At 34.5% G+C, this 19,979-nt stretch carries 15 protein-coding genes; 11 read left to right on the top strand and 4 right to left on the bottom strand.

From position 1 onward, the window contains the following. The first annotated feature begins 390 nt into the window (after nucleotides 1-390). The 5 genes from leuC (at nucleotide 391) to Q1A01_RS11065 (ending at nucleotide 5,612) form a co-directional block, all read left to right on the top strand. Nucleotides 391-1,803 carry a 3-isopropylmalate dehydratase large subunit gene (gene leuC / locus Q1A01_RS11045; protein WP_299680680.1) on the top strand — a complete coding sequence of 471 codons (1,413 nt, stop codon included), beginning with the start codon at nucleotides 391-393 and terminating at the stop codon, nucleotides 1,801-1,803. Then, entirely contained in the window at nucleotides 1,803-2,393 is a 591-nt protein-coding gene (gene leuD, locus Q1A01_RS11050) for a 3-isopropylmalate dehydratase small subunit (protein ID WP_299680347.1), read from the top strand. Before leuC ends, leuD begins: the two co-directional genes overlap by 1 nt. Nucleotides 2,394-2,871: 478 nt before the next feature. Continuing rightward, nucleotides 2,872-3,987, top strand: coding sequence for a 3-isopropylmalate dehydrogenase (gene leuB / locus Q1A01_RS11055; protein ID WP_299680350.1), 1,116 nt, complete (start codon nucleotides 2,872-2,874; stop codon nucleotides 3,985-3,987). Nucleotides 3,988-4,165: 178 nt separating this feature from the next. Then, a complete protein-coding gene (locus Q1A01_RS11060) occupies nucleotides 4,166-4,861 on the top strand; it encodes a hypothetical protein (RefSeq protein ID WP_299680353.1) in 696 nt (231 codons plus the stop codon). Further along, nucleotides 4,854-5,612, top strand: a complete 759-nt coding sequence (locus Q1A01_RS11065; RefSeq protein ID WP_299680356.1) for a hypothetical protein — start codon at nucleotides 4,854-4,856, stop codon at nucleotides 5,610-5,612. Before Q1A01_RS11060 ends, Q1A01_RS11065 begins: the two co-directional genes overlap by 8 nt. A gap of 656 nt (nucleotides 5,613-6,268) precedes the next feature. Here Q1A01_RS11065 and Q1A01_RS11070 read toward each other — a convergent pair. Further along, nucleotides 6,269-7,480: a hypothetical protein gene (locus Q1A01_RS11070; protein ID WP_299680359.1), complete on the bottom strand. Its 1,212-nt coding sequence runs from the start codon at nucleotides 7,478-7,480 to the stop codon at nucleotides 6,269-6,271. Nucleotides 7,481-7,745: 265 nt separating this feature from the next. Here Q1A01_RS11070 and Q1A01_RS11075 point away from each other — a divergent pair, with 265 nt between their 5' ends. The 6 genes from Q1A01_RS11075 (at nucleotide 7,746) to Q1A01_RS11100 (ending at nucleotide 12,498) form a co-directional block, all read left to right on the top strand. Next, nucleotides 7,746-8,135, top strand: a complete 390-nt coding sequence (locus Q1A01_RS11075; protein WP_299680362.1) for a hypothetical protein — start codon at nucleotides 7,746-7,748, stop codon at nucleotides 8,133-8,135. A 27-nt stretch (nucleotides 8,136-8,162) separates the two neighbouring features. After that, nucleotides 8,163-9,317: a DUF4419 domain-containing protein gene (locus Q1A01_RS11080; RefSeq protein ID WP_299680364.1), complete on the top strand. Its 1,155-nt coding sequence runs from the start codon at nucleotides 8,163-8,165 to the stop codon at nucleotides 9,315-9,317. A 6-nt stretch (nucleotides 9,318-9,323) separates the two neighbouring features. Then, complete coding sequence (locus Q1A01_RS11085) at nucleotides 9,324-9,971, top strand: hypothetical protein (protein ID WP_299680367.1); 648 nt, start codon at nucleotides 9,324-9,326, stop codon at nucleotides 9,969-9,971. 129 nt (nucleotides 9,972-10,100) lie between these two features. Beyond that, the gene (locus tag Q1A01_RS11090; protein ID WP_299680370.1) at nucleotides 10,101-10,520 is read left to right on the top strand and encodes a hypothetical protein; all 420 of its coding nucleotides are present in this window, start codon (nucleotides 10,101-10,103) and stop codon (nucleotides 10,518-10,520) included. Between the two features lie 172 nt (nucleotides 10,521-10,692). After that, on the top strand, nucleotides 10,693-11,976 hold the full coding sequence (locus Q1A01_RS11095; protein ID WP_299680373.1) for a Zn-dependent hydrolase: 1,284 nt from the start codon (nucleotides 10,693-10,695) through the stop codon (nucleotides 11,974-11,976). Nucleotides 11,977-12,057: 81 nt separating this feature from the next. Further along, on the top strand, nucleotides 12,058-12,498 hold the full coding sequence (locus Q1A01_RS11100; RefSeq protein ID WP_299680376.1) for a hypothetical protein: 441 nt from the start codon (nucleotides 12,058-12,060) through the stop codon (nucleotides 12,496-12,498). 231 nt (nucleotides 12,499-12,729) lie between these two features. On the opposite strand, the gene Q1A01_RS11105 is transcribed toward Q1A01_RS11100, so the two are convergent. The 3 genes from Q1A01_RS11105 to katG form a co-directional block, all read right to left on the bottom strand. After that, on the bottom strand, nucleotides 12,730-16,410 hold the full coding sequence (locus Q1A01_RS11105) for a M1 family aminopeptidase (protein ID WP_299680379.1): 3,681 nt from the start codon (nucleotides 16,408-16,410) through the stop codon (nucleotides 12,730-12,732). Between the two features lie 5 nt (nucleotides 16,411-16,415). Continuing rightward, nucleotides 16,416-17,306: an ABC transporter ATP-binding protein gene (locus Q1A01_RS11110; RefSeq protein ID WP_299680382.1), complete on the bottom strand. Its 891-nt coding sequence runs from the start codon at nucleotides 17,304-17,306 to the stop codon at nucleotides 16,416-16,418. Between the two features lie 299 nt (nucleotides 17,307-17,605). Then, nucleotides 17,606-19,804: a catalase/peroxidase HPI gene (katG, locus tag Q1A01_RS11115; protein ID WP_299680385.1), complete on the bottom strand. Its 2,199-nt coding sequence runs from the start codon at nucleotides 19,802-19,804 to the stop codon at nucleotides 17,606-17,608. Between the last annotated feature and the right edge of the window lie 175 nt (nucleotides 19,805-19,979).

Consider the following 19,979-nt stretch of genomic DNA (forward strand, 5'->3'; position numbering starts at 1 on the left):
AGACCACATCAAAGCTTAGACGGGTTAGCACCTAATAAATTTAATCAAAACTGTCAACGAATTAGGTAACCTTTACAATTTCGACAGAACGAGGAACGAGTGACGAGAAATCGCATAACAGTAAGTATAACGTTGTGTTACCTGTATAATCTCTCCTCCTATCGATATGATTAAATGATTATGGTAATTAGAATGAGATTCCCGTCTTCACGGGAATCAAAATTCAGTCATTTCAGTATAAAGAATTAAAAAATAATTAGATAGCTATAAGAAACAGCTAATTTTACATACATATAAAGTCAAATTTTAATCCGAATGATGAATTAGAACCTCGTAATAGATTTTCTAATACATCATACGGATATAACACCAGCCTTAATGGGCGTACACATGGGAAAAACATTATTTGATAAAGTTTGGGATGCACACGTGGTAGATACCATACCCGATGGGCCTCAGATTTTATATATCGACAAACATTTAATACACGAGGTCACGAGTCCGCAGGCATTTAATGAGCTGGAAGCAAGAGGGATTCCTATTGCACGTCCAGATCAGATTGTAGCCACGGCAGATCATAATACACCTACCGTAAATCAGCATTTGCCTGTTCAGGATCCGCTTTCGCGAAATCAACTCGAGCAACTCACTAAAAATTGTGAGAAGCATGGAATTACCTTATACGGATTAGGACATCAATACAATGGGATTGTGCACGTAATGGCTCCAGAATTAGGCATCACACAACCCGGCATGACCATGGTATGTGGTGATAGCCATACCAGTACACATGGTGCTTTTGGAAGTATCGCTTTTGGTATTGGCACCAGCCAAGTAGCACAAGTATTTGCGAGCCAAAGTCTTTTACTTAAAAAACCAAAAAGTCTCCGCGTTAGCGTCAATGGAACCTTAGCGCCTGGTGTATTACCTAAAGATGTGATCTTATATATAATCTCGCAAATAGGCACCAATGCCGGTACAGGTTATTTCTGCGAATATGCAGGAAATGTCTTTGAAGAAATGTCTATGGAAGGCCGTATGACCGTTTGTAATATGAGTATCGAAATGGGGGCTCGTGGCGGCATGATTGCACCAGACCAAACAACATTTGATTATATAGAAGGAAAGAAATTTGCTCCTAGAAATGATGATGCTACTTCGACTTCGCTCAGCACAAGTTTCGCGAAAGCGGTATCCTACTGGAAAACACTTCCTACCGATGCAGATGCTACGTTTGATAAAGAATATCACTTTGATGCCGCAGCTATTGCACCGATGCTTACCTATGGAACCAATCCCGGTATGGGCATCAAAATAAATGAGCATATCCCAGAAACAGGCGATATGACCTTTGAAAAAGCCTTAGAATACATGGATTTTAAAGGCGGGTCTCAATTACTAGACACCACAATTAATTATGTGTTTATAGGAAGTTGTACCAATTCTCGTATTGAAGATTTTAGAGTCGCAGCCAGCTATGTAAAAGGAAAACAAAAAGCATCCAATGTAAACGCTTGGTTGGTACCAGGATCGCAACAAGTTGTAAAACAACTAGAAGAAGAAGGTCTTGATGAGGTGTTTAAAAATGCAGGATTTACATTAAGAGAGCCGGGATGTTCTGCATGTCTAGCGATGAATGACGATAAAATTCCTGCAGGGGAGTATTGTGTCTCTACGTCCAACAGAAACTTTGAAGGACGTCAAGGACAAGGATCTCGTACCATACTGGCAAGTCCGCTGGTAGCAGCAGCTACTGCCATAGAAGGAAAAATAGTAGATATCACTAAAACTATACTTACGTAATGGAAAAATTTACAACATTAACAACAACAGCCATTCCGTTACCTATTGAAAACATAGATACCGATCAGATTATTCCTGCGCGTTTCTTAAAAGCAACCGATAAGAAGGGATTTGGTGATAATGTATTTAGAGATTGGCGCTATGATAGTGATGGAAATCTCAATATGGATTTCCCATTAAACGCACCGCAATACAAAGGGGCACAAATCCTCGTTGCTGGTGACAATTTTGGTTGTGGTTCGAGTCGTGAGCACGCCGCATGGGCGATTGCTGGATACGGTTTAAAGGTGGTGATTTCAAGCTTTTTTGCCGATATCTTTAAAGGAAATGCACTTAATAATGGACTGCTTCCTATTCAGGTATCTCCCGATTTTTTAAAACAATTACTTACGACTGTTCAAGAAAATCCAGCAACAAAAATCACAGTCGATTTGGAAAATCAGGTGGTGGAGACCTCTTTCGCGAAAGCGGAATTTGAGATAGACCCGTACAAGAAAGTGTGTCTGATCAATGGGTATGATGATATTGACTTTTTAGTGAGTAAAAAAGATACGATTGAGGCATTTGAGAAAGAACGAATGGTATTTTGAAATACGAAATACAAAAATCAAAATAGAGTACTACTCTAAAATAGAGTGTTACTCTATTTGAAATGAAAGGTGATTGAGTGATTTTAAAACGTAACAAAGTGAAGTTTAAAATCGTATCGAAATCACCGAATCGTATACTAATGAGATTCTCGCCGGAGTTTATCCTGAGCGATAGACGAAGGGCGGGAATGAAATGAAAATTCTCTCCTAGAAAGGTGTCACACTGAGTACTTCGACAAGCTCAGCATAACACCTGTCGAAGTGAGGGATTGAAGAACAGGAATATAAATAAAAATAAAGGACATTGAGTGATTTTAGTATGTAGCGACTAGCGAAATACCAAAATAGTATCGAAATGACCGACTCGTATACTAATGATAAGATTCCCGCCTTCGCGGGAATAAAATAAAATAACCCTTATTAAAAGGAAGTATAAAACGAATTAAAAAGATCCTCGTACATAGACGAGGCATATATTATGAACTACAACATTGCAGTAATCCCTGGAGATGGGATAGGACCCGAAGTAACAGCACAGGCTCAAAAAGCGCTTGATGCTATTGCAGATATGTTTGATCATCACTTCACCTATACACCTGCATTAATGGGTGCGTGTGCTATAGATGCAACAGGAAATCCATTACCTGAAGAAACGATTGATATTTGTGAAGCTGCCGATGCTATTTTATTTGGTGCGATTGGGCATCCAAAATATGATAATGATCCAAATGCAAAGGTACGTCCTGAGCAAGGGTTATTACGACTTCGTAAATCACTTGGACTTTTCTGTAATATCAGACCTGTAAAGGCCTACAATCAACTTATTGAACGTTCGCCTTTGAAAAAAGAGCGTATTGTGGGAACCGATATTTCTATTTATCGCGAACTCACAGGTGGGATTTATTTTGGAGAAAAACACTTAAGTGACGATGGTCAAATAGCTTCCGATGGATGTTCCTATTCGGTAGAAGAGATTAGTCGTATTGCGCATTTGGCGTTTAAAGAAGCGCTTTCGCGAAAGCGTAAACTCACCCTTGTCGATAAGGCAAATGTGTTGGAAACATCGCGTTTATGGCGTAAAACCGTGACAGAAATAGCAAAAGAGTATCCAGATGTAGCACTTGATTTTCTATTTGTAGATAATGCGGCCATGCAAATGATCCTCAACCCAAAGCAATTTGATGTGATTCTAACAGAGAATTTATTTGGTGATATTATCTCTGATGAAGCAAGCGTAATAGGCGGTTCGATAGGATTATTAGCTTCGGCATCTATTGGGACAGACAATGCATTATTTGAGCCTATTCATGGGAGTTTTCCACAAGCGACCGGGAAGGATATTGCCAATCCGTTAGCAAGTATTTTAAGTGCCGCGATGTTATTACGTCACTTGAATTTACACAAAGAAGCAGCACTGGTAGAAGAAGCCGTTGAAAAATCATTAGAACTTGGGTTTACCACAGAAGATTTGAATGCCGAAAATCCATTTGGCACCTCAAAAGTAGGTGATTTTATTGCCGATTTTATCATGAATCCAGAAGATCCTAATCGCAATTTTGAAAACATATTTGTGGGACAAAGCACGATTATCTAAAAATAGTTTTAGCCATAGCAGCAATGCTAGGTTTCTTGAAAAGTCAGACATATGTGTACGTGTCTGGCTTTTTTTGTTTGGGTAGTTGAATTTATAATATTCGATTAGATTTGTACTATAAATAATGGAACATATATCTTATATATTTGTTATAAGGAGTTATGAATATCCAAAACAAATGAACGACAATCTAATAGCAATATTAATAATTCTTATATATTTCTCACCTGTTTTTTATCAATTAAGCGTGGTGATAAAAGAGCATAGAAAAGGGAATAAAATTCCTTTAAGGAAATTCAAAAAAATTCTAATATATAGTTTAGCCATAATAACACCTGTAATCATAGGGTTTGCAATCTTAAGCCATAACAATTATTTGAATTATGAAAAGCCTATGACTTTTGATAAATACAATCAGATAACCTTTGAGAATTTTAGAGGGTTAGAGTTTTTTAAAAAATCACTTTATGGAAGCAAAAGATTTGCATATGTTGTTACATCAATAGAGAGTGACATTGACAACAATTCTGTAACTGTTCAATCTCTTTTTTATCCATCGCGTTCATTTGTTTACAAAAAGAGCACCAACAGCAAAGAGCTCTTAACACATGAAAAATATCATATAAAAATTACTGAATTGTTTTCAAGAAAAGCAAAAGAAAAAATATCAAAACTTAATAAATTTGACAAAAATAAGATTGAGAAAATAATTCAACAAACAGAAAAAGAAGAAAGAATATTTCAAAAAGAATATGACTACAACACTTTCCATAGTTATGTTTTAAGTGAACAAAAAAGATACGAGAAAGAAATTGACAGTTTACTAAATATATTGATCGAGTATAAAAAAATAAAAATCGAATTTAATGAATAGAGTTAGGATTATATTTTTTGCTTTAATAAGCATAACACTTATAAATTGTAAAACAGAAAAACATGAATTTCCAACTGATAAACGCTATTGGGATTTAAACGACTATGATAAAGTAGTTTTTGAACTAAACTATGGGTATGAGACTGATGAAAAACTACCAGCTTTTGACGACCCGCAAACTAGAATTATTATAGAAAAACTGACTGATCAACAGAATTTTAAAATTGTTCTTGATGATAATGAGTTAGGGCTTAAACACAGGAATGAAGTTGCAGAAAAATTCTTTGAAGAGTGGAAAAATATGAATAAAATCTATAGTGCACTTGACAGAAAAGATCAATATTTATATGATATAGAAATGCTTACAGTTTGGCATTTTGGTTTATCACTTCAACTAAAATACTTCAAACTAGGAAACGATCAAATAAAAGAAAATGCGGATGACCCTAATTCTTTAAGAGTTAAAAATAATATTAAGTCAAACATTAATACTTTAATTAGTAATTACCTGATTTATTTAGACGAGATAAATAACGAAAAAGCTTTTACGGAAGAAGGTAAAGCAAAACTTGCTGAAGGAATCAACAAATATTTTATTGAATTAATCGAGCTTTATCCGAATGCGAAGTATAGCGGAATGAAAAATAAAGCAGAGCTAATGCATAAAAAAAGTAAATCGGATAAAATAAAGTCCTCGTTGAATGTAATAATTAAACTTATTGATTCAAAAAAAGAAACTGAAAATAAATAACCTATATAATTAATTGTTAGCTTGTATATACTATTATTAAGAAGCTTTCCTTTAGTTCATTTTCTTTTAATAACTCAGTCTTTCAATTCTATTATATAGAAACACACTAGTATTTCTATATAACAACAATTTGCTAATAATAAACCTCATCCTCACATATGGTATTGGAGGGTACTCTTTATTAATAAGGGTACATTACCTACAAGTACTAACATCATAGACCCAAAAATGAAACATGAAGGTATGTCTGGAGCCTTTATTTGGGAAGATGAAGGATTATGGGAGGTTAGGAGCCGTCATCTAATAGATGCATTAAACACGTAATTCATCATCGCATGACGTTAGTTGCGGGACCTGAAAATGATGTCGGAGTGATGCGTTCTAAAAAATTTGATAACGTATTTTTGAAATGGCTAAAAAATATTTCCCCAACTGGATAGGATTTGATGAGTCTAGATGCTCCTACAACCCTGAAATAGCAGACAGAATGATCCGCATTCGAAAAGTGGCAGATTGGCGATTTCAGAGATTATTGGATGAAGAGTATTAAACCCTCATTACGAAGTTCTATTGCATAATCCGGGTTAAAAAAATATCACACACTACTTTTCACAAACCAACGCACTTATATTCTTACATCAAACATAACTGTCATTTTAATCAAAATAGGTGATAGTATGTCTTATATCAAAAAGCACTTCTCCATCTGAGTTTATGGTCTTTTCATGAACTAAGTTATTCATATGGTCGTAAGCATAGGTAGTAACCTCAGAGGTTTCGTCTTGGTTTGCTTGGATATCTGTTTGTATCTTTTTTATTACATTTCCTTTTACATCTTTAAAGTATTCAAACCTTCTGTTAATACTTTGTGTGATTAAAGTCGTCATTCTTCCATCTTCATTTGAGTCTCTTGAAAGAAGTTTCTCGCCTAACGTATTAGTTTCTTCATTAACATCAAACACCGTAGCAGATCTTATCCTGTTTTTATTATTCGTATCATAAACATAAACTTCTCGAAAAGTAGATGTGAATGCTTGATTTCCTGTTTCAATGAGATCATTGTAATTAATCGTTGTTCTGTCTATAACACGACCTAATTCATCATAGGTTGTAATGCACTTTTCTATAGAAGGGTACTTTATATTATAATCTTCAGAGATTTCAATATTATCAGCAACCATAAGTCTTTTAATGGACATTAGTTTATTATTGTTATCGAACAAACTATCAACCTCAGAAAAAAACTTATTACAGCCTTTAAACGGATAGTAATACTTATAACTCGGTCTACCGTTATAAGACCGTTCTGTTTTCCATCGTTTGCCTAGAATGTATGTTATTTTTTTACCAGAGTTTATGGTATCTAAATCACCATTACTCTTTTTTTCTATTTTTTGTTCTTTAACTTCTACAAGTAACCCTTTGATATTATATATGTTTTGAACCCTTATGGTTATAAAGTCAGTAAACCCTTTGAAATTACGTGTCTCACGTGAGTATTCTTCCACCATATTTTCACCTTCATACATAAACTCATAATCAAAAGTTACCTCTTGATTTTTATCATTTTGATATTTACGAAATGAGAGTGTGTCCCCAGTTTTATAATATTCATACCTATTTTCCCAATCACCTCCATTAGTAGGGAATCTAATTCCTTTATCATATATCAAAAATCCTTTTTCATTAAATGTAAGTTCCTGTTTTCTTGGAATATCAACATACATAGAGTAATGAATCCATTTTCCATGATTAAGACTATCAATAGCAACAGAACCACGTACTCGTTTTGGTTTGACTACATGCTCTTTGATATAATGCTTCACATTTCCTTTTAAATGATAAGACGCATTGGTTTTAATATCCATACTTTGAGACTGTAGCAAAGAGGAATAAATAACTAAAAGGAGAAAACAACATCTCATACAAAGTGATTTTATAAGCAAAATACAGAGTTTATATAACTATTGCAACGATCGTTAATAATACCTATAACACATTAGTGAAATTTAGTTAACTTTAAACGCAGGTATAGAAAATTTAATAGCCTTAGATGTATACAAATCCTAATTGAAAACTAGGATAATTACTTCATAACAAATCATACGCTAAACTATTCTAACGTGGTAGAAAATGAAATCAACAAAAGAAATAATAGCTAAAATAGCGTCTTTTACACCTGTAGATGGAAATTGGTTTAGATTGGACGAGCTTGTAGAGGAGCTTTGGAAAAGTGAAAACCCGGAACTTGCCATTAAATCGCTTTTTGAAGTTTTTGAACGATATCCAAATGATGATGGAGCTGGTGTTTTCTGGACAGTTTTACACGGATTAGAAACTCTTAGGTATGAAGCATTCTTGTATGATTCCTTACTACGTAAACCTTCTCACATGGGAATTATAATGCTAAACCGAATTGAAAATAACGGTTCTAAATACATCGCTGGAAAATCAATTATTGAGTTAAAAGAAAATATTAAAAATAACCCTAAAGTTAACTCAGAATTGATATCTGAATTATAGCAGAATTTCTAAAATACAATATCATTAATGAACAGTATAGAAGACAAAAGTATAATTATAAAAGTAGCAGATGTTACAATAAATACAGAAGCGCTAGCTACTGTTGACGGAAATTCGATGCTCACATCTATTGTACCTAATATACCCGAAGGATCTTCGATAGCTAAAAATGCATCCTATATTGAACTCCATAAGGAAAAAATAAATGCAAATCATTTTTTATTGATGCTTCAGTTTGCTTTCAACCAACACAAACCTATATCTATAACTCCTGATGATATTTGGTTATTAATCTGTCAAGGTTTTGCTGAACATATCAAACTTTATTCGGAGGATTTTAAAGATATGTTAGGAGTAAACGAAAAGCAGACCATTCAGGTGAGAAGGGATGATTTTGTCATTGGAGGAGATAATCCTTGGGAAGAAGTATTTCCTGAGTTCACAAAAAAAATCGCACAAATACTACAAGACGATGTATATCATAATGTTATTTTAGAATTTTCTACATCAACAAAAAAAGAAATAAATGCTTTCGAAATTGCATTTATGGATGCCATGTCAAACTATTTTGATTATGAATTTATCTCTTTATGTGGTATTCCTGAAATAGAAATTAGAGGAACTGTTGAGGATTATAACAAAATGATAACGGCTTTAGAAGCATTAAAAAAATATCAATTAGACTGGTGGATTGACCCTATTATTTTAAACATTAATAAAATTATTCAAACGTTGGAAGGCGTATCTAACACTGACTTTTGGAATTCGATATACAAAGAAAACAATGAATCTGGCGGTCCTTTCATTACGGGTTGGATCGCTGATTTCTTCCCATATACAAAAACAAATATAATAGAAGAGCATGGTCATATTGACTATAGTAAAAGCACTGTTACAAAAGAACAGATCTTAAAAACTATTCGAATTGAAGATGTAAGTTTTGACGATTATAACATTAAGATTCATAAAGTAGTTATTAGGAATCCTAGATTTGTAAATGCTAATGATATGATGCTAAAAATAGATGATTTTCCATCAGGACTATCTACTGTTCCATTTAAATGGAAATTTTTTGATACAGAAATTGATATGAATTTCATTTCTGGTTTTATAGGAATCAAAGAGTCTAAAACACATAATACCTTACAAACTGATATTAATTGGATCGTAAATAGAAAATAAGAACATATGGTCATTTCAACAAAAAACATACATCAAGCAATCGCCTTGATAGTACTCCTCTTTTTATCCTTCAATAGCTATGCACAATCAGATAAAGAATTAGTCTTAAAATCATTTGACAATTATAAAAATGCAATCCTTACGGATAAAGGAAAAGTAGCATCAGATTTTGTTGATAGTCGAACTATCAATTATTATTCGACAATTTTAAATGAAGTAAAAACAGCCGATTCTTCAAAAGTAAATGCGATGGGGATTGTAGATAAGCTTACGGTATTAACGATGAGACATCGAATAGCCAAAAAAGATTTACTCAGTTTTAGTGGGAAAGATTTATTTATCTATGCGATAGATAATGGAATGATTGGAAAAAGCAGTGTCGTAAATGCTACATTGGGAGATGTCGTTACAGAAGGTAATTTTTCAAAAGCAGTGTTTGTTGTGAGTGGTCAAGAAACTCCTTTTTTCTTCCACTTCTATCGTGAGGATGATGTATGGAAAATTGATATCACGCACTTGTTTTCGTTAGGAACCATAGGTTTCAAACAAATGGTTGAAGATAGCGGAGAAGAAGAAAACGATTTTATCATGAATATCCTTGAAACCTTAACTGGAAAGAAACCAACAAAAGCTATTTGGGAACCTATACAATAAAAATTGTTTACTCTTACCGTTAATAAAAGTGCTAATTTAATGCTGTAAAGATCATTTTACGTTATTTACAACATCTATATTGTATGCTTTTTTTATACGCTTTCGCGAAAGCGTATAAAGTTTCACCCCATGAGTACAATAAACTTTTACTTATATAGCAAGAAAATCATGTCGCAACTCTTTAAGAAATACGCTCCCATTTTAATAGCTATTTTGATGATTATCTATTATAGTTCAGATATAAAAAAGAGCTTTCAAAAAGTAAAATTTGAAACCAAAAGCAGCAATGGAAACGAGCTAAAAATATTTACAAACTGGTTTGAAATTCAAGATGGGGTTCATAATAAGATTCAAGTTATAAGAACACCAAACAAAATTTCTTCTGGAATCGTGTTCAGAACTTATTTTTCCGGTAACAATAGGAATGAACGAATTGATAGTGTTATAAATGTTCGATGGCTTAGAAATGACAGCCTGGTTATCTTACACACGAAATTAAAAAACAATCAAGAAAAAATGGATAGTCTATTTTGGTTAAAAGAATTCTAACAACTGCATCCGCCTATTCTATAAAAGCATTATTGATAACAGCTTAAAATAAAGCGTCAACTTCCCTACTACATTCATAATACCATAGACAGGTACAAGTAAAACCATTTTTTATCGTACCTTTTTCTTCATAACACAATAACGATCGTAGTTATAACAAACCAACCATCTTATGAAGACAACACTCTCTTTTCTAACCTTCTTTTTAATTCTATCCATTACGTATGCACAAATGCCAAAAGTCAATCAAGACCGTTTGGAGAAATCTATTTTTGAGCTGGCAGAGTTTGGAAAAAAGGAAAATGGAGAAACCAGTCGTGTAGCGTTTAGTCAGGCAGATATTGAGAGTAGAACGCATCTTATTTCTTTAATGAAAGATGCTGGGCTTGAAGTGAGCATTGATTATGCAGGGAATATTATTGGTAGAAAAGCAGGATCAGACCCATCCAAAAAACCCATTGCCTTTGGCTCACACACCGATACAGTTCCTGATGGTGGGAATTATGATGGTTGTGTTGGGTCTATGGCGGCTATTGAGGTGGTGAAGACCTTACAAGAAAACAATATCACGACACAACATCCTTTAGAATTGATTATTTTTTCTAATGAAGAAGGCGGTGTAATGGGGAGTCGTGCCTTAGCAGGAGAGTTACCAGCAGATGCTTTGACTATTGTCAATAGTACAGGAATATCTATGGGAGATGGGATCAAAGTGTTAGGAGGAGATCCTACAAAACTTAAAGAGGTAATTCGTACAAAAGGATCACTTGCTGCTTTTTTAGAATTACATATTGAACAAGGTGGCATTCTGGATCAAGAGCAAATTGATATTGGAGTCGTTGAAGGAATTGTAGGTTTAAACTGGTGGGATGTCACGATAGAAGGGTTTGCCAATCATGCAGGCACAACCCCAATGAATGCGCGTCAAGATGCACTTTTAACTGCGGCTCAATTTATTATTGCAGTAAATGAAGTCACAACAAGTTTTGAAGGGAAGCAAGTCGGCACGGTAGGTCGTATCCAAGCAGCACCTGGCGCTCCCAATGTAATTCCTGGAAAAGTAACCTTGAGTTTAGAAATACGTGACCTTTCGGCGAAAAAAATTAAAGAGGTATATGCTGCTATTGAAAAGAGAGGACAAGAAATCGTCAAAGAAACGAATACCAAAATCACTTTTACAGCACTTTCTACCACTGGAAAACCAGCGCTTACAGATACGCGCATTCAACAACAAATTGCAAAAGCCACAAAAACTTTAGGGTTATCACAAATACAAATGCAAAGTGGTGCAGGACATGATGCACAGGATATGGCACTCATCGCACCTACGGGAATGATTTTTATTCCTAGTAAAAATGGAATTAGCCATTCTCCAAAAGAGTATACTTCTGCTGAAGACATGGCAAATGGCGCCAATGTGCTATTACAAACTATTCTTCTCCTAGATCAAGAATAATTTTACAGAGAACACTTTCTTAACATCACATAGCGCAACCTAATCATTGTTTTAGAATCTATTAATAAAACAATAAATTGTATGAAGTATCTATCTAAACAAGCTTTTCTTTTTTTACTATTGTCTTTATCCTTTGCTCAACTATCCTGTAATAATGATGATGATACTAATGATAACAGTGAATGTGATGAGATATTCTGCACATTGGAACTTAGATCCATTACGGTGTTTATACAAGATGCAGATGGAAATCCTGTGGCATTAGATGCCTATGAGATCATTAATTTAGAAAATGGAGAAAACCTCCCTACGTTCTCTTCTGATGAAGAATTTGAAGCAGCACAACAAACAGGAGTATATCCCATAGCTGGTGATGGTACATTTTCAATAAACCAAGAAGCTGAACTTCAAATAAGAGGTTTTATCAATGATGTAGAAGTTATCACTAGTAATTATATGGTAGCTACAGATTGCTGTCATATTAATTTGGTTTCAGGAGCTACTGAATTAATTCTTGAGTAAGCTTTCGCGAAAGCGGACTTTATAAGGTTCACGACACAAGAGAGCGCATAGTGTTAATATGTATAAAAAAGATCCCGCTGAAAAAGTAGGGTTAGCCTGCCTGTCGGCAGAGGCAGGTTCAACGATCTATTTTGTATGCATCTTACAGACTTCACAAAACAGTGTTTCACTAATAAAAAACACTCTAATACCTATAGGTACTAGAGTGTTTATATGAATTTAAGATCAAAACTATTCTGACGAATCTGAAGCCTCAGAGACTTTCTTTCTATTATCTCTAGCGCGACGATCAATTAGTTTACTAAATGGATCTATACCTGCTTCTACAGGTTTTTCATCTACGATAATATCAAAGCTATTATGAATCTCATTTACTTTCAATTTCTTAAGGAATAATACATTTTCGTTGCCCGATTCCTTATCCTTCTCTCCAAAAACTCCTATTTCAATATAGTCTGCAAGAGGCATAGATACTATAGCATCTTCTTTTCCTTCTGGTGTATAGGTCAAACTATCTCCTTGTGCTGACTTATAGTCTTTCTTCCCTTTTTCATAGGATCTATACTTACTTACAACAGCTTTTACGTTTACTGCATACTTCCCATTTGGCAACGCTGTATATGTTGCATCATCTACCTTATTATCATACAAGGTAATGGTCTCAAACATGTCTGTAATCAAGTACTGTAAAGAGTCTGGAGTTACTTTTCTAATATCGTCTACAAACTCGGTAGCTACTGGATATGGGTTTCCTTTAAATTGATACTTTTCTGCAAAGTTCTTAGCCACTTTATTAAAGTTCTCTTCTCCGATATAATCACTAATTGCATATAGTACTAGTGAGCCTTTTTGATAATGAATATATTGTTGGTTTTCATTATACATTAACGGTTGCTCTTTAATACTCTCATTAGTTCTTCCTGTTAAATACCCATTCATTGCATCTTTTAAAAATCTACGCATCTGATTTTTTCCATATACACTTTCAAGTACTTTTAACGAACTATACTCCGACATACTCTCTGACAGAAGTGTTGCTCCTTTGGCCTGTGCTCCTATCACTTGGTGTGCCCACCACTGGTGTGCTAATTCATGTGCGGTAATAGCAAGTGGATAATCTACGGCATCTTGATCTTCATCATCTACATCTGCCACAAAACCTACGCCTTCACTAAAAGGGATGGTATTTGCAAATGCTTGCGCAAAGCTTCCTTTCTGTTTAGGAAATTCAATGATACGTACTTGTCTATGTTGATATGGTGTATAATTTGCATTAAAATAATCAAGCCCTTCTTTCATTCCTTTCATCATACGGTCTAGATTATATGTATGATCTGGGTGATGGTAAATTTCAAGATTAATGCCTTTATATTCTTCTCTCATGACTTCATATTCACCACTTAAGAAAGAATAAAAATTTAACATTTTTGAATCCATCTTATAATGAAAATACCTACGTCCATCTTCGTTCCATTCTTTAATAAGATATCCTGGTGCGATAGCGATCTGGTCTGATGAAGTACTTAAGGTTGCTTCAAAATCAATCCAGTCACTATATTCTCCTAAATAATTACGGTCTCTTGAGCCTGGAGTACCTACATCTGGTAATCTATCTTTTGGAGGAAGATTATACTTCTCTCTTACTTGTGTATTTCTAATTTCAAAACCATCATTATATCCTATAGAAGGAAATAATTCAAAAGAATTTACAAACGTTCCATTTGTAGATACAGGAGAATTATTATCTAAAAATATATTTGGTTTATTTTCTGTTGTAAATTTAAAGATCAACGTATCTCCTGGAAGCATAGGTTTTTCAAACTGATACATCCTATAGTCATAATCTTCATTTTCGTATACTATTTTTGCCTTTCTATCTAGCGTAATTTCAGTTGGGTATTCTCTTAAAGTTACATGCAGTGTATCTATAGCAACACTATCTTGATTTACCATAGTAAAAGTAGCGCCCGCTTTAAAATTACGCTCTTCTGTATACATATCCATAAATGTATTTACAGCAATAAGTTTGGGTTGCGGTATTCCTGCAAACTTTCCTAGTTCACGCTCTCCATTTACACGTAATTCTTCGGTTTCTTTACCAGAAAGACGTTCATTCTCTACATTATTGATATACCATGAGTAGCTTCCTATTCCTAAAAAGATGACCAAACTAACAGCAGCAATCGAAATAATAGGTGCATTTAATCTCGCTTTCGCGAAAGCTAAACGATGCTTCACACTCATTCCTGTACCACGTCTATAAAATACAATAGCGATCATTAAAAGAATGATTCCAAACGAAATCCAATACACTCTAAACGTGTAAAACCTAGCTAAACTTGTTCCATATCCATTAAAGTCTGAAGGGCTTGGTGTACCTCCTGAATTAAAATCATAAATAGCTTGCTCTACTCCTATAGCTCCTTGTAATAGAGGAACAGCAATAGCAATAATTAATAACGTAACAAGACCTACCCATTTATTTTTAATTAAGGTATGCACCAATAAGGCTAAAAGAATCCATGGCACATAACGAAATACGTTGATAAAAAAGGTTTGAAATAGGTATAAATCAATTTGATAATCATAAAAACCTTTTATGGTTTGAAAAATAAGTCCACAAAAGATTAATATAGCCTGTAAAAAGGCTGTCATAATAAATAATGACACTCCTTTTGAAACTAGAAAAATCCAATTTTTTGTAGGTGTCACATCTACAATTTGATTCAAATGTGCCATTCGTGCACGATCCATTAAAAACCCTGAATACAAATGAATTAACAAAAAAGAGAATAAAACCATATACGTAGATGGTTCTGCTAGCATGGTCCACGTTTTTGGTAAAATAGCTGTATTAAATATAAGTTGAGAAAAACTCATCATCACAAACGTTAATACAATAGCTAAAAACGTAATAATAATAAATGGCCAACCAGTAATGATGTAGCGTGTATCATTTTTAATAAGATGCCAGAGTGTCTTTAACTTTCCTGAAAAAGAAAAATCTGTAGCTACTTCGGGGATAATTACACGTTCTACTTTACTAAAATTCTTTTTAACAGCTTTTACTACTTTCTTTTTAGAGAAGCTAAAAGACATTGCATTTTGAGCAAAATTAAAACGCTTTATGATTAAGAATAAAATACTTAAAGAGATTCCACACCAGAGTAATCTATTATATAAAAGCACTCCAGTCATTGGAATTGTAAGCTTATTCTGTTCTATTGGTGTCCAATACTCTGTTATTTCTTGGAGTGCTACAGACGCCATAGGATCAAATAATGAATAATAAAACGTATCATCTACATTACCTGAAGAGGTCACTGCAATTTGTTGGATAATAATCATCGCTAGGATGACCATAAACCCAATATTCATATTTCTAGTAAATACGATAATAGCAAATACAATAGCACTGTAAAAAAGCACATTAGGAAAAATGATAAAAGCAAATGGCTGAATATAATTCCAAAGTTGAAATGGTCCTAATAAAGACTCATTCACACCCGGTAAAACAGATCCAATTAGAAGTCCTAAAATTATAGCAATCGCAATACCTAAGTTTATAGTAATTCCCGCTGCAAACTTAGCTAACAGGTATTTAAATTTTGTCAGAGGGTATGAATACAATACATTATGCATATTGTTTTTAAAATCTCGATGTATGGTACCTCCAGTAATAGAAGGAATTAACATATATGAGAGAAGAGAAAGCTGTGACAGAATCCCTGTAATAGCTAATGGACTATTAAGATATACATTACTTGTAACGGTGACATTATCGCTACTAAAAACGCCTAATCCTATCGCCATAATAAGCACTCCGAGTAAAAACATAATGGAGGCAAATATGTAAAACAATGGTTTCTTAAACCATGTTTTTATTTCGTGTAAATAGATGGTACTAAACATAGTGATTAAAGAGTCTCTGCGTGATTATTTTGATTAAGAGTCGTAAAGTATACGTCTTCTAGTGTTGGAGACACCGATCGAAATGCCGCTCCAGGAGATACCTCTCCATATACTCTTACATCAAGATCATTTGCATCATTGAAACTTGAAGAAATCACATTATGTGTAGCTTGCAACGTATCAATCTCATCTCGACTTGTACTCGTTTTCCAGATTTTACCTTCCAAGTTACTCACTAATTCTTTAGGGGTACTTTGAGCGAGTATAGTTCCTCCATTAAGAATAGCCATATCTGTACATAGCTCTTTTACATCATCTACAATATGTGTAGAGAAAATGACAATATGATTCGTCCCTATTTCTCGTAATACATTTAAGAATCGATGACGCTCTGCTGGATCAAGGCCCGCTGTAGGTTCATCTACAATAATCAATTTAGGATTATTAAGTAGTAATTGTGCTATACCAAAGCGTTGCTTCATACCACCAGAATACCCAGCTACATGTTTGTTGCGTACGTCACTAAGGTTTGTTACTTCTAAAGCTTTGTCTACTATAATTTTACGTTCACTCTTATTAGTGATCCCTTTTAGACTGGCAAAATAATGTAATAAATCGCTGGCGCTCATTTTAGGATATACGCCAAACTCTTGAGGAAGATAACCTAATTGTTTTCTGAATTCATTTTTATTAGCGAGTATATCTAATCCATTAAAATCTATATGACCTGTATCTGGAGTTTGTAATGTTGCTATAGTTCGCATTAAAGAAGATTTTCCAGCTCCATTAGGGCCTAGTAGACCAAACATTCCTGCTTTAATATCAATAGTTACATCATCTAGAGCTTTCACCCCATTATTATATGTTTTTGAAACATTTTTTAAACTGAGAATCATATAAATTACTTTTTATGTTGTTGCATTAGTCTATTATAATTTCACCTTGTTACATTTTTAAAGTAAATAATTGTATTTACCTTAAAAGTAGTAATATATTAAAATAGTTTCTAGATGTTTATGGTTTTAAAGTCATCTATAGGATGTCTATATACTCAACACATTTACGAAGTATACTCCCTCTATAAACTAAACATGCTATCTTGTGTCTATATACAGACAGGAAAGTATATAAAAAAACACCCTAACTAAAAAACAGTTAGGGTGCTTCCTATAAAACCATAGGGGGGATTTATATATTATGCGATATCAAAGCGATCTGCATTCATCACTTTTACGAATGCATTTACAAAATCGTTTACAAAACGAGTTTCTCCATCATTGGCAGCATATACTTCAGATACAGCTCTTAATTCTGTATTAGAACCGAAGATAAGATCTGCACGTGATCCTGTAAATGTCATATTTCCTGTACGACGATCTGTTCCTGAGAATAAGGTATCATCAGATGAAAGTGCACTCCACGTATATGTAAAGTCAAGAAGATTTACGAAGAAATCATTTGTTAATTGTCCTGCTCTATCTGTAAACACACCTACTTTAGCTCCGTTGTAATTAGCTCCTAATACACGAAGTCCGCCTACCAATGCTGTCATTTCTGGAATAGAAAGATCTAATAACTGAGCTCTATCTATTAATAATTCTTCAGCAGCAGCTGTTTGATTACTTTTTGCAAAGTTTCTAAACCCATCTGCTTGTGGCTCTAAGAATTTAAAGGATTCTACTTCTGTCTGTTCTTGTGAAGCATCTCCTCGACCACTTGTAAAAGGAACGGTAATATCGTGACCAGCACTTTTGGCTGCTGTCTCCACACCTACACTACCTCCTAATACAATAAGGTCTGCTATAGAAACGGTACCTGTAAAATCACCTTGAATCTTTTCATAAGCAGCTAGTACTTTTGTTAATTCTTCAGGATTATTTACTTCCCAGCTTCTCTGTGGCTCTAAACGGATACGTGCTCCATTTGCACCACCTCTTTTATCAGTATGTCTAAATGTAGATGCCGAAGCCCAAGCAGTAGATACCAATTGAGATACGGTAAGTCCTGAAGTTGTAATGGCACTTTTAAGCGTTGCTACCTCAGCATCACTTAATGTATTTCCTGCAGGAACTCCATCTTGCCAGATTAATTCTTCACTTGGCACCTCTGGTCCTAAGTAACGTGATATAGGTCCCATATCACGGTGTGTAAGTTTATACCAAGCACGTGCAAATGCATCTTCAAATGCGTCTGGATTTGCTTTAAAATGCTCAGATATTTTTAGAAACTCTGGATCTACTTTTAATGCCATATCAGCATCGGTCATCATCAGTGCTTGTCTTTTACTCGCATCTCCAGCGGTAGGTGCTGTAGGCGCTCCAGAATCGACTTTAGGAGTCCATTGATTTGCTCCAGCAGGACTCTTTGTCAATTCCCATTCGTAATCTAAAAGCACTTTGAAATAGTCATGATCCCACTTGTCTGGATTTGGCGTCCATGCCCCTTCTAATCCACTTGTAATGGTGTCATCTAATACACCTGTAGCATACGTATTTTTCCAACCTGTACTCATTTGCTCAATAGGAGCTCCGTGTGGTTCTACTCCTACATACTCATCTGGATTTGCAGCACCGTGTGCTTTACCAAAAGTATGTCCTCCAGCTGTAAGTGCTACAATCTCTTCATCATTCATTGCCATACGACCAAAAGTAATTCTCATATCATATGCAGATCCTAATGGATTTGGTGTTCCGTCTGGTCCTTCAGGATTTACATAAATAAGTCCCATATGCACAGCTCCTAATGGTGCTTCCAATGTATCTCGTCCTTCAGAAAAACGTGCATCATTTCCTAACCATTCTTTTTCTGATCCCCAATAGATATCTTGTTCTGGTTCCCATACATCTTCTCTACCTGCTCCAAAACCAAAAGTTTTAAGCCCCATAGATTCAATAGCAACATTTCCTGCTAAGATCATAAGATCTGCCCAAGAAATTTTATTTCCATATTTCTTTTTGATAGGCCATAATAATAAACGTGCCTTATCGAGGTTTCCGTTATCTGGCCAGCTATTTAATGGTGCAAAGCGCAATGTTCCTGAGCTAGCTCCTCCTCTACCATCACCTGCACGATACGTACCTGCACTGTGCCATGCCATACGTATAATCAATCCTCCGTAATGTCCATAATCTGCAGGCCACCAATCTTGTGACTCTGTCATAAAATTTGTCAAGTCCTTCTTTAACTCAGCATAATCAATACTATTAAATGCAGCTGCATAATCAAAATCTTCCCCTACTGGGTTTGATTTTGCTGCATTTTGTCTTAGTATATTTAGCTTTAATTCGTTAGGCCACCAATCTCTATTGGTTGTACCATTTCCAGCGGTTTTCTTATGAGCGCCTCCCATTACTGGGCATTGACTGATGTCGCCTCCTTGATGATGATTATCCATTATATATATGCTTTTTTAAGTTTATAAAGTATGTGTACGTAAAATTACCATTATCATACATAAAACTAGTATAAAGTTTATCTATTTGATTTATCAACGCATTGATAAAGCTTATAGTTCTACGTACATCTTATTGTTAAGTGCTATACGCTTTCGCGAAATCGAGCCTGCGAGA

The sequence above is a fragment of the uncultured Dokdonia sp. genome (assembly GCF_947492815.1).
Taxonomy (GTDB): Bacteria; Bacteroidota; Bacteroidia; order Flavobacteriales; family Flavobacteriaceae; genus Dokdonia.

Bases quoted from the DNA above. Each gene is read 5' to 3' on its own strand.
- leuC (WP_299680680.1), top strand. From the start codon at position 391: ATGGGAAAAACATTATTTGATAAAGTTTGGGATGCACACGTGGTAGAT.
- leuD (WP_299680347.1), top strand. From the start codon at position 1,803: ATGGAAAAATTTACAACATTAACAACAACAGCCATTCCGTTACCTATT.
- leuB (WP_299680350.1), top strand. From the start codon at position 2,872: ATGAACTACAACATTGCAGTAATCCCTGGAGATGGGATAGGACCCGAA.
- Q1A01_RS11060 (WP_299680353.1), top strand. From the start codon at position 4,166: ATGAACGACAATCTAATAGCAATATTAATAATTCTTATATATTTCTCA.
- Q1A01_RS11065 (WP_299680356.1), top strand. From the start codon at position 4,854: ATGAATAGAGTTAGGATTATATTTTTTGCTTTAATAAGCATAACACTT.
- Q1A01_RS11070 (WP_299680359.1), bottom strand. From the start codon at position 7,480: ATGGATATTAAAACCAATGCGTCTTATCATTTAAAAGGAAATGTGAAG.
- Q1A01_RS11075 (WP_299680362.1), top strand. From the start codon at position 7,746: ATGAAATCAACAAAAGAAATAATAGCTAAAATAGCGTCTTTTACACCT.
- Q1A01_RS11080 (WP_299680364.1), top strand. From the start codon at position 8,163: ATGAACAGTATAGAAGACAAAAGTATAATTATAAAAGTAGCAGATGTT.
- Q1A01_RS11085 (WP_299680367.1), top strand. From the start codon at position 9,324: ATGGTCATTTCAACAAAAAACATACATCAAGCAATCGCCTTGATAGTA.
- Q1A01_RS11090 (WP_299680370.1), top strand. From the start codon at position 10,101: ATGAGTACAATAAACTTTTACTTATATAGCAAGAAAATCATGTCGCAA.
- Q1A01_RS11095 (WP_299680373.1), top strand. From the start codon at position 10,693: ATGAAGACAACACTCTCTTTTCTAACCTTCTTTTTAATTCTATCCATT.
- Q1A01_RS11100 (WP_299680376.1), top strand. From the start codon at position 12,058: ATGAAGTATCTATCTAAACAAGCTTTTCTTTTTTTACTATTGTCTTTA.
- Q1A01_RS11105 (WP_299680379.1), bottom strand. From the start codon at position 16,410: ATGTTTAGTACCATCTATTTACACGAAATAAAAACATGGTTTAAGAAA.
- Q1A01_RS11110 (WP_299680382.1), bottom strand. From the start codon at position 17,306: ATGATTCTCAGTTTAAAAAATGTTTCAAAAACATATAATAATGGGGTG.
- katG (WP_299680385.1), bottom strand. From the start codon at position 19,804: ATGGATAATCATCATCAAGGAGGCGACATCAGTCAATGCCCAGTAATG.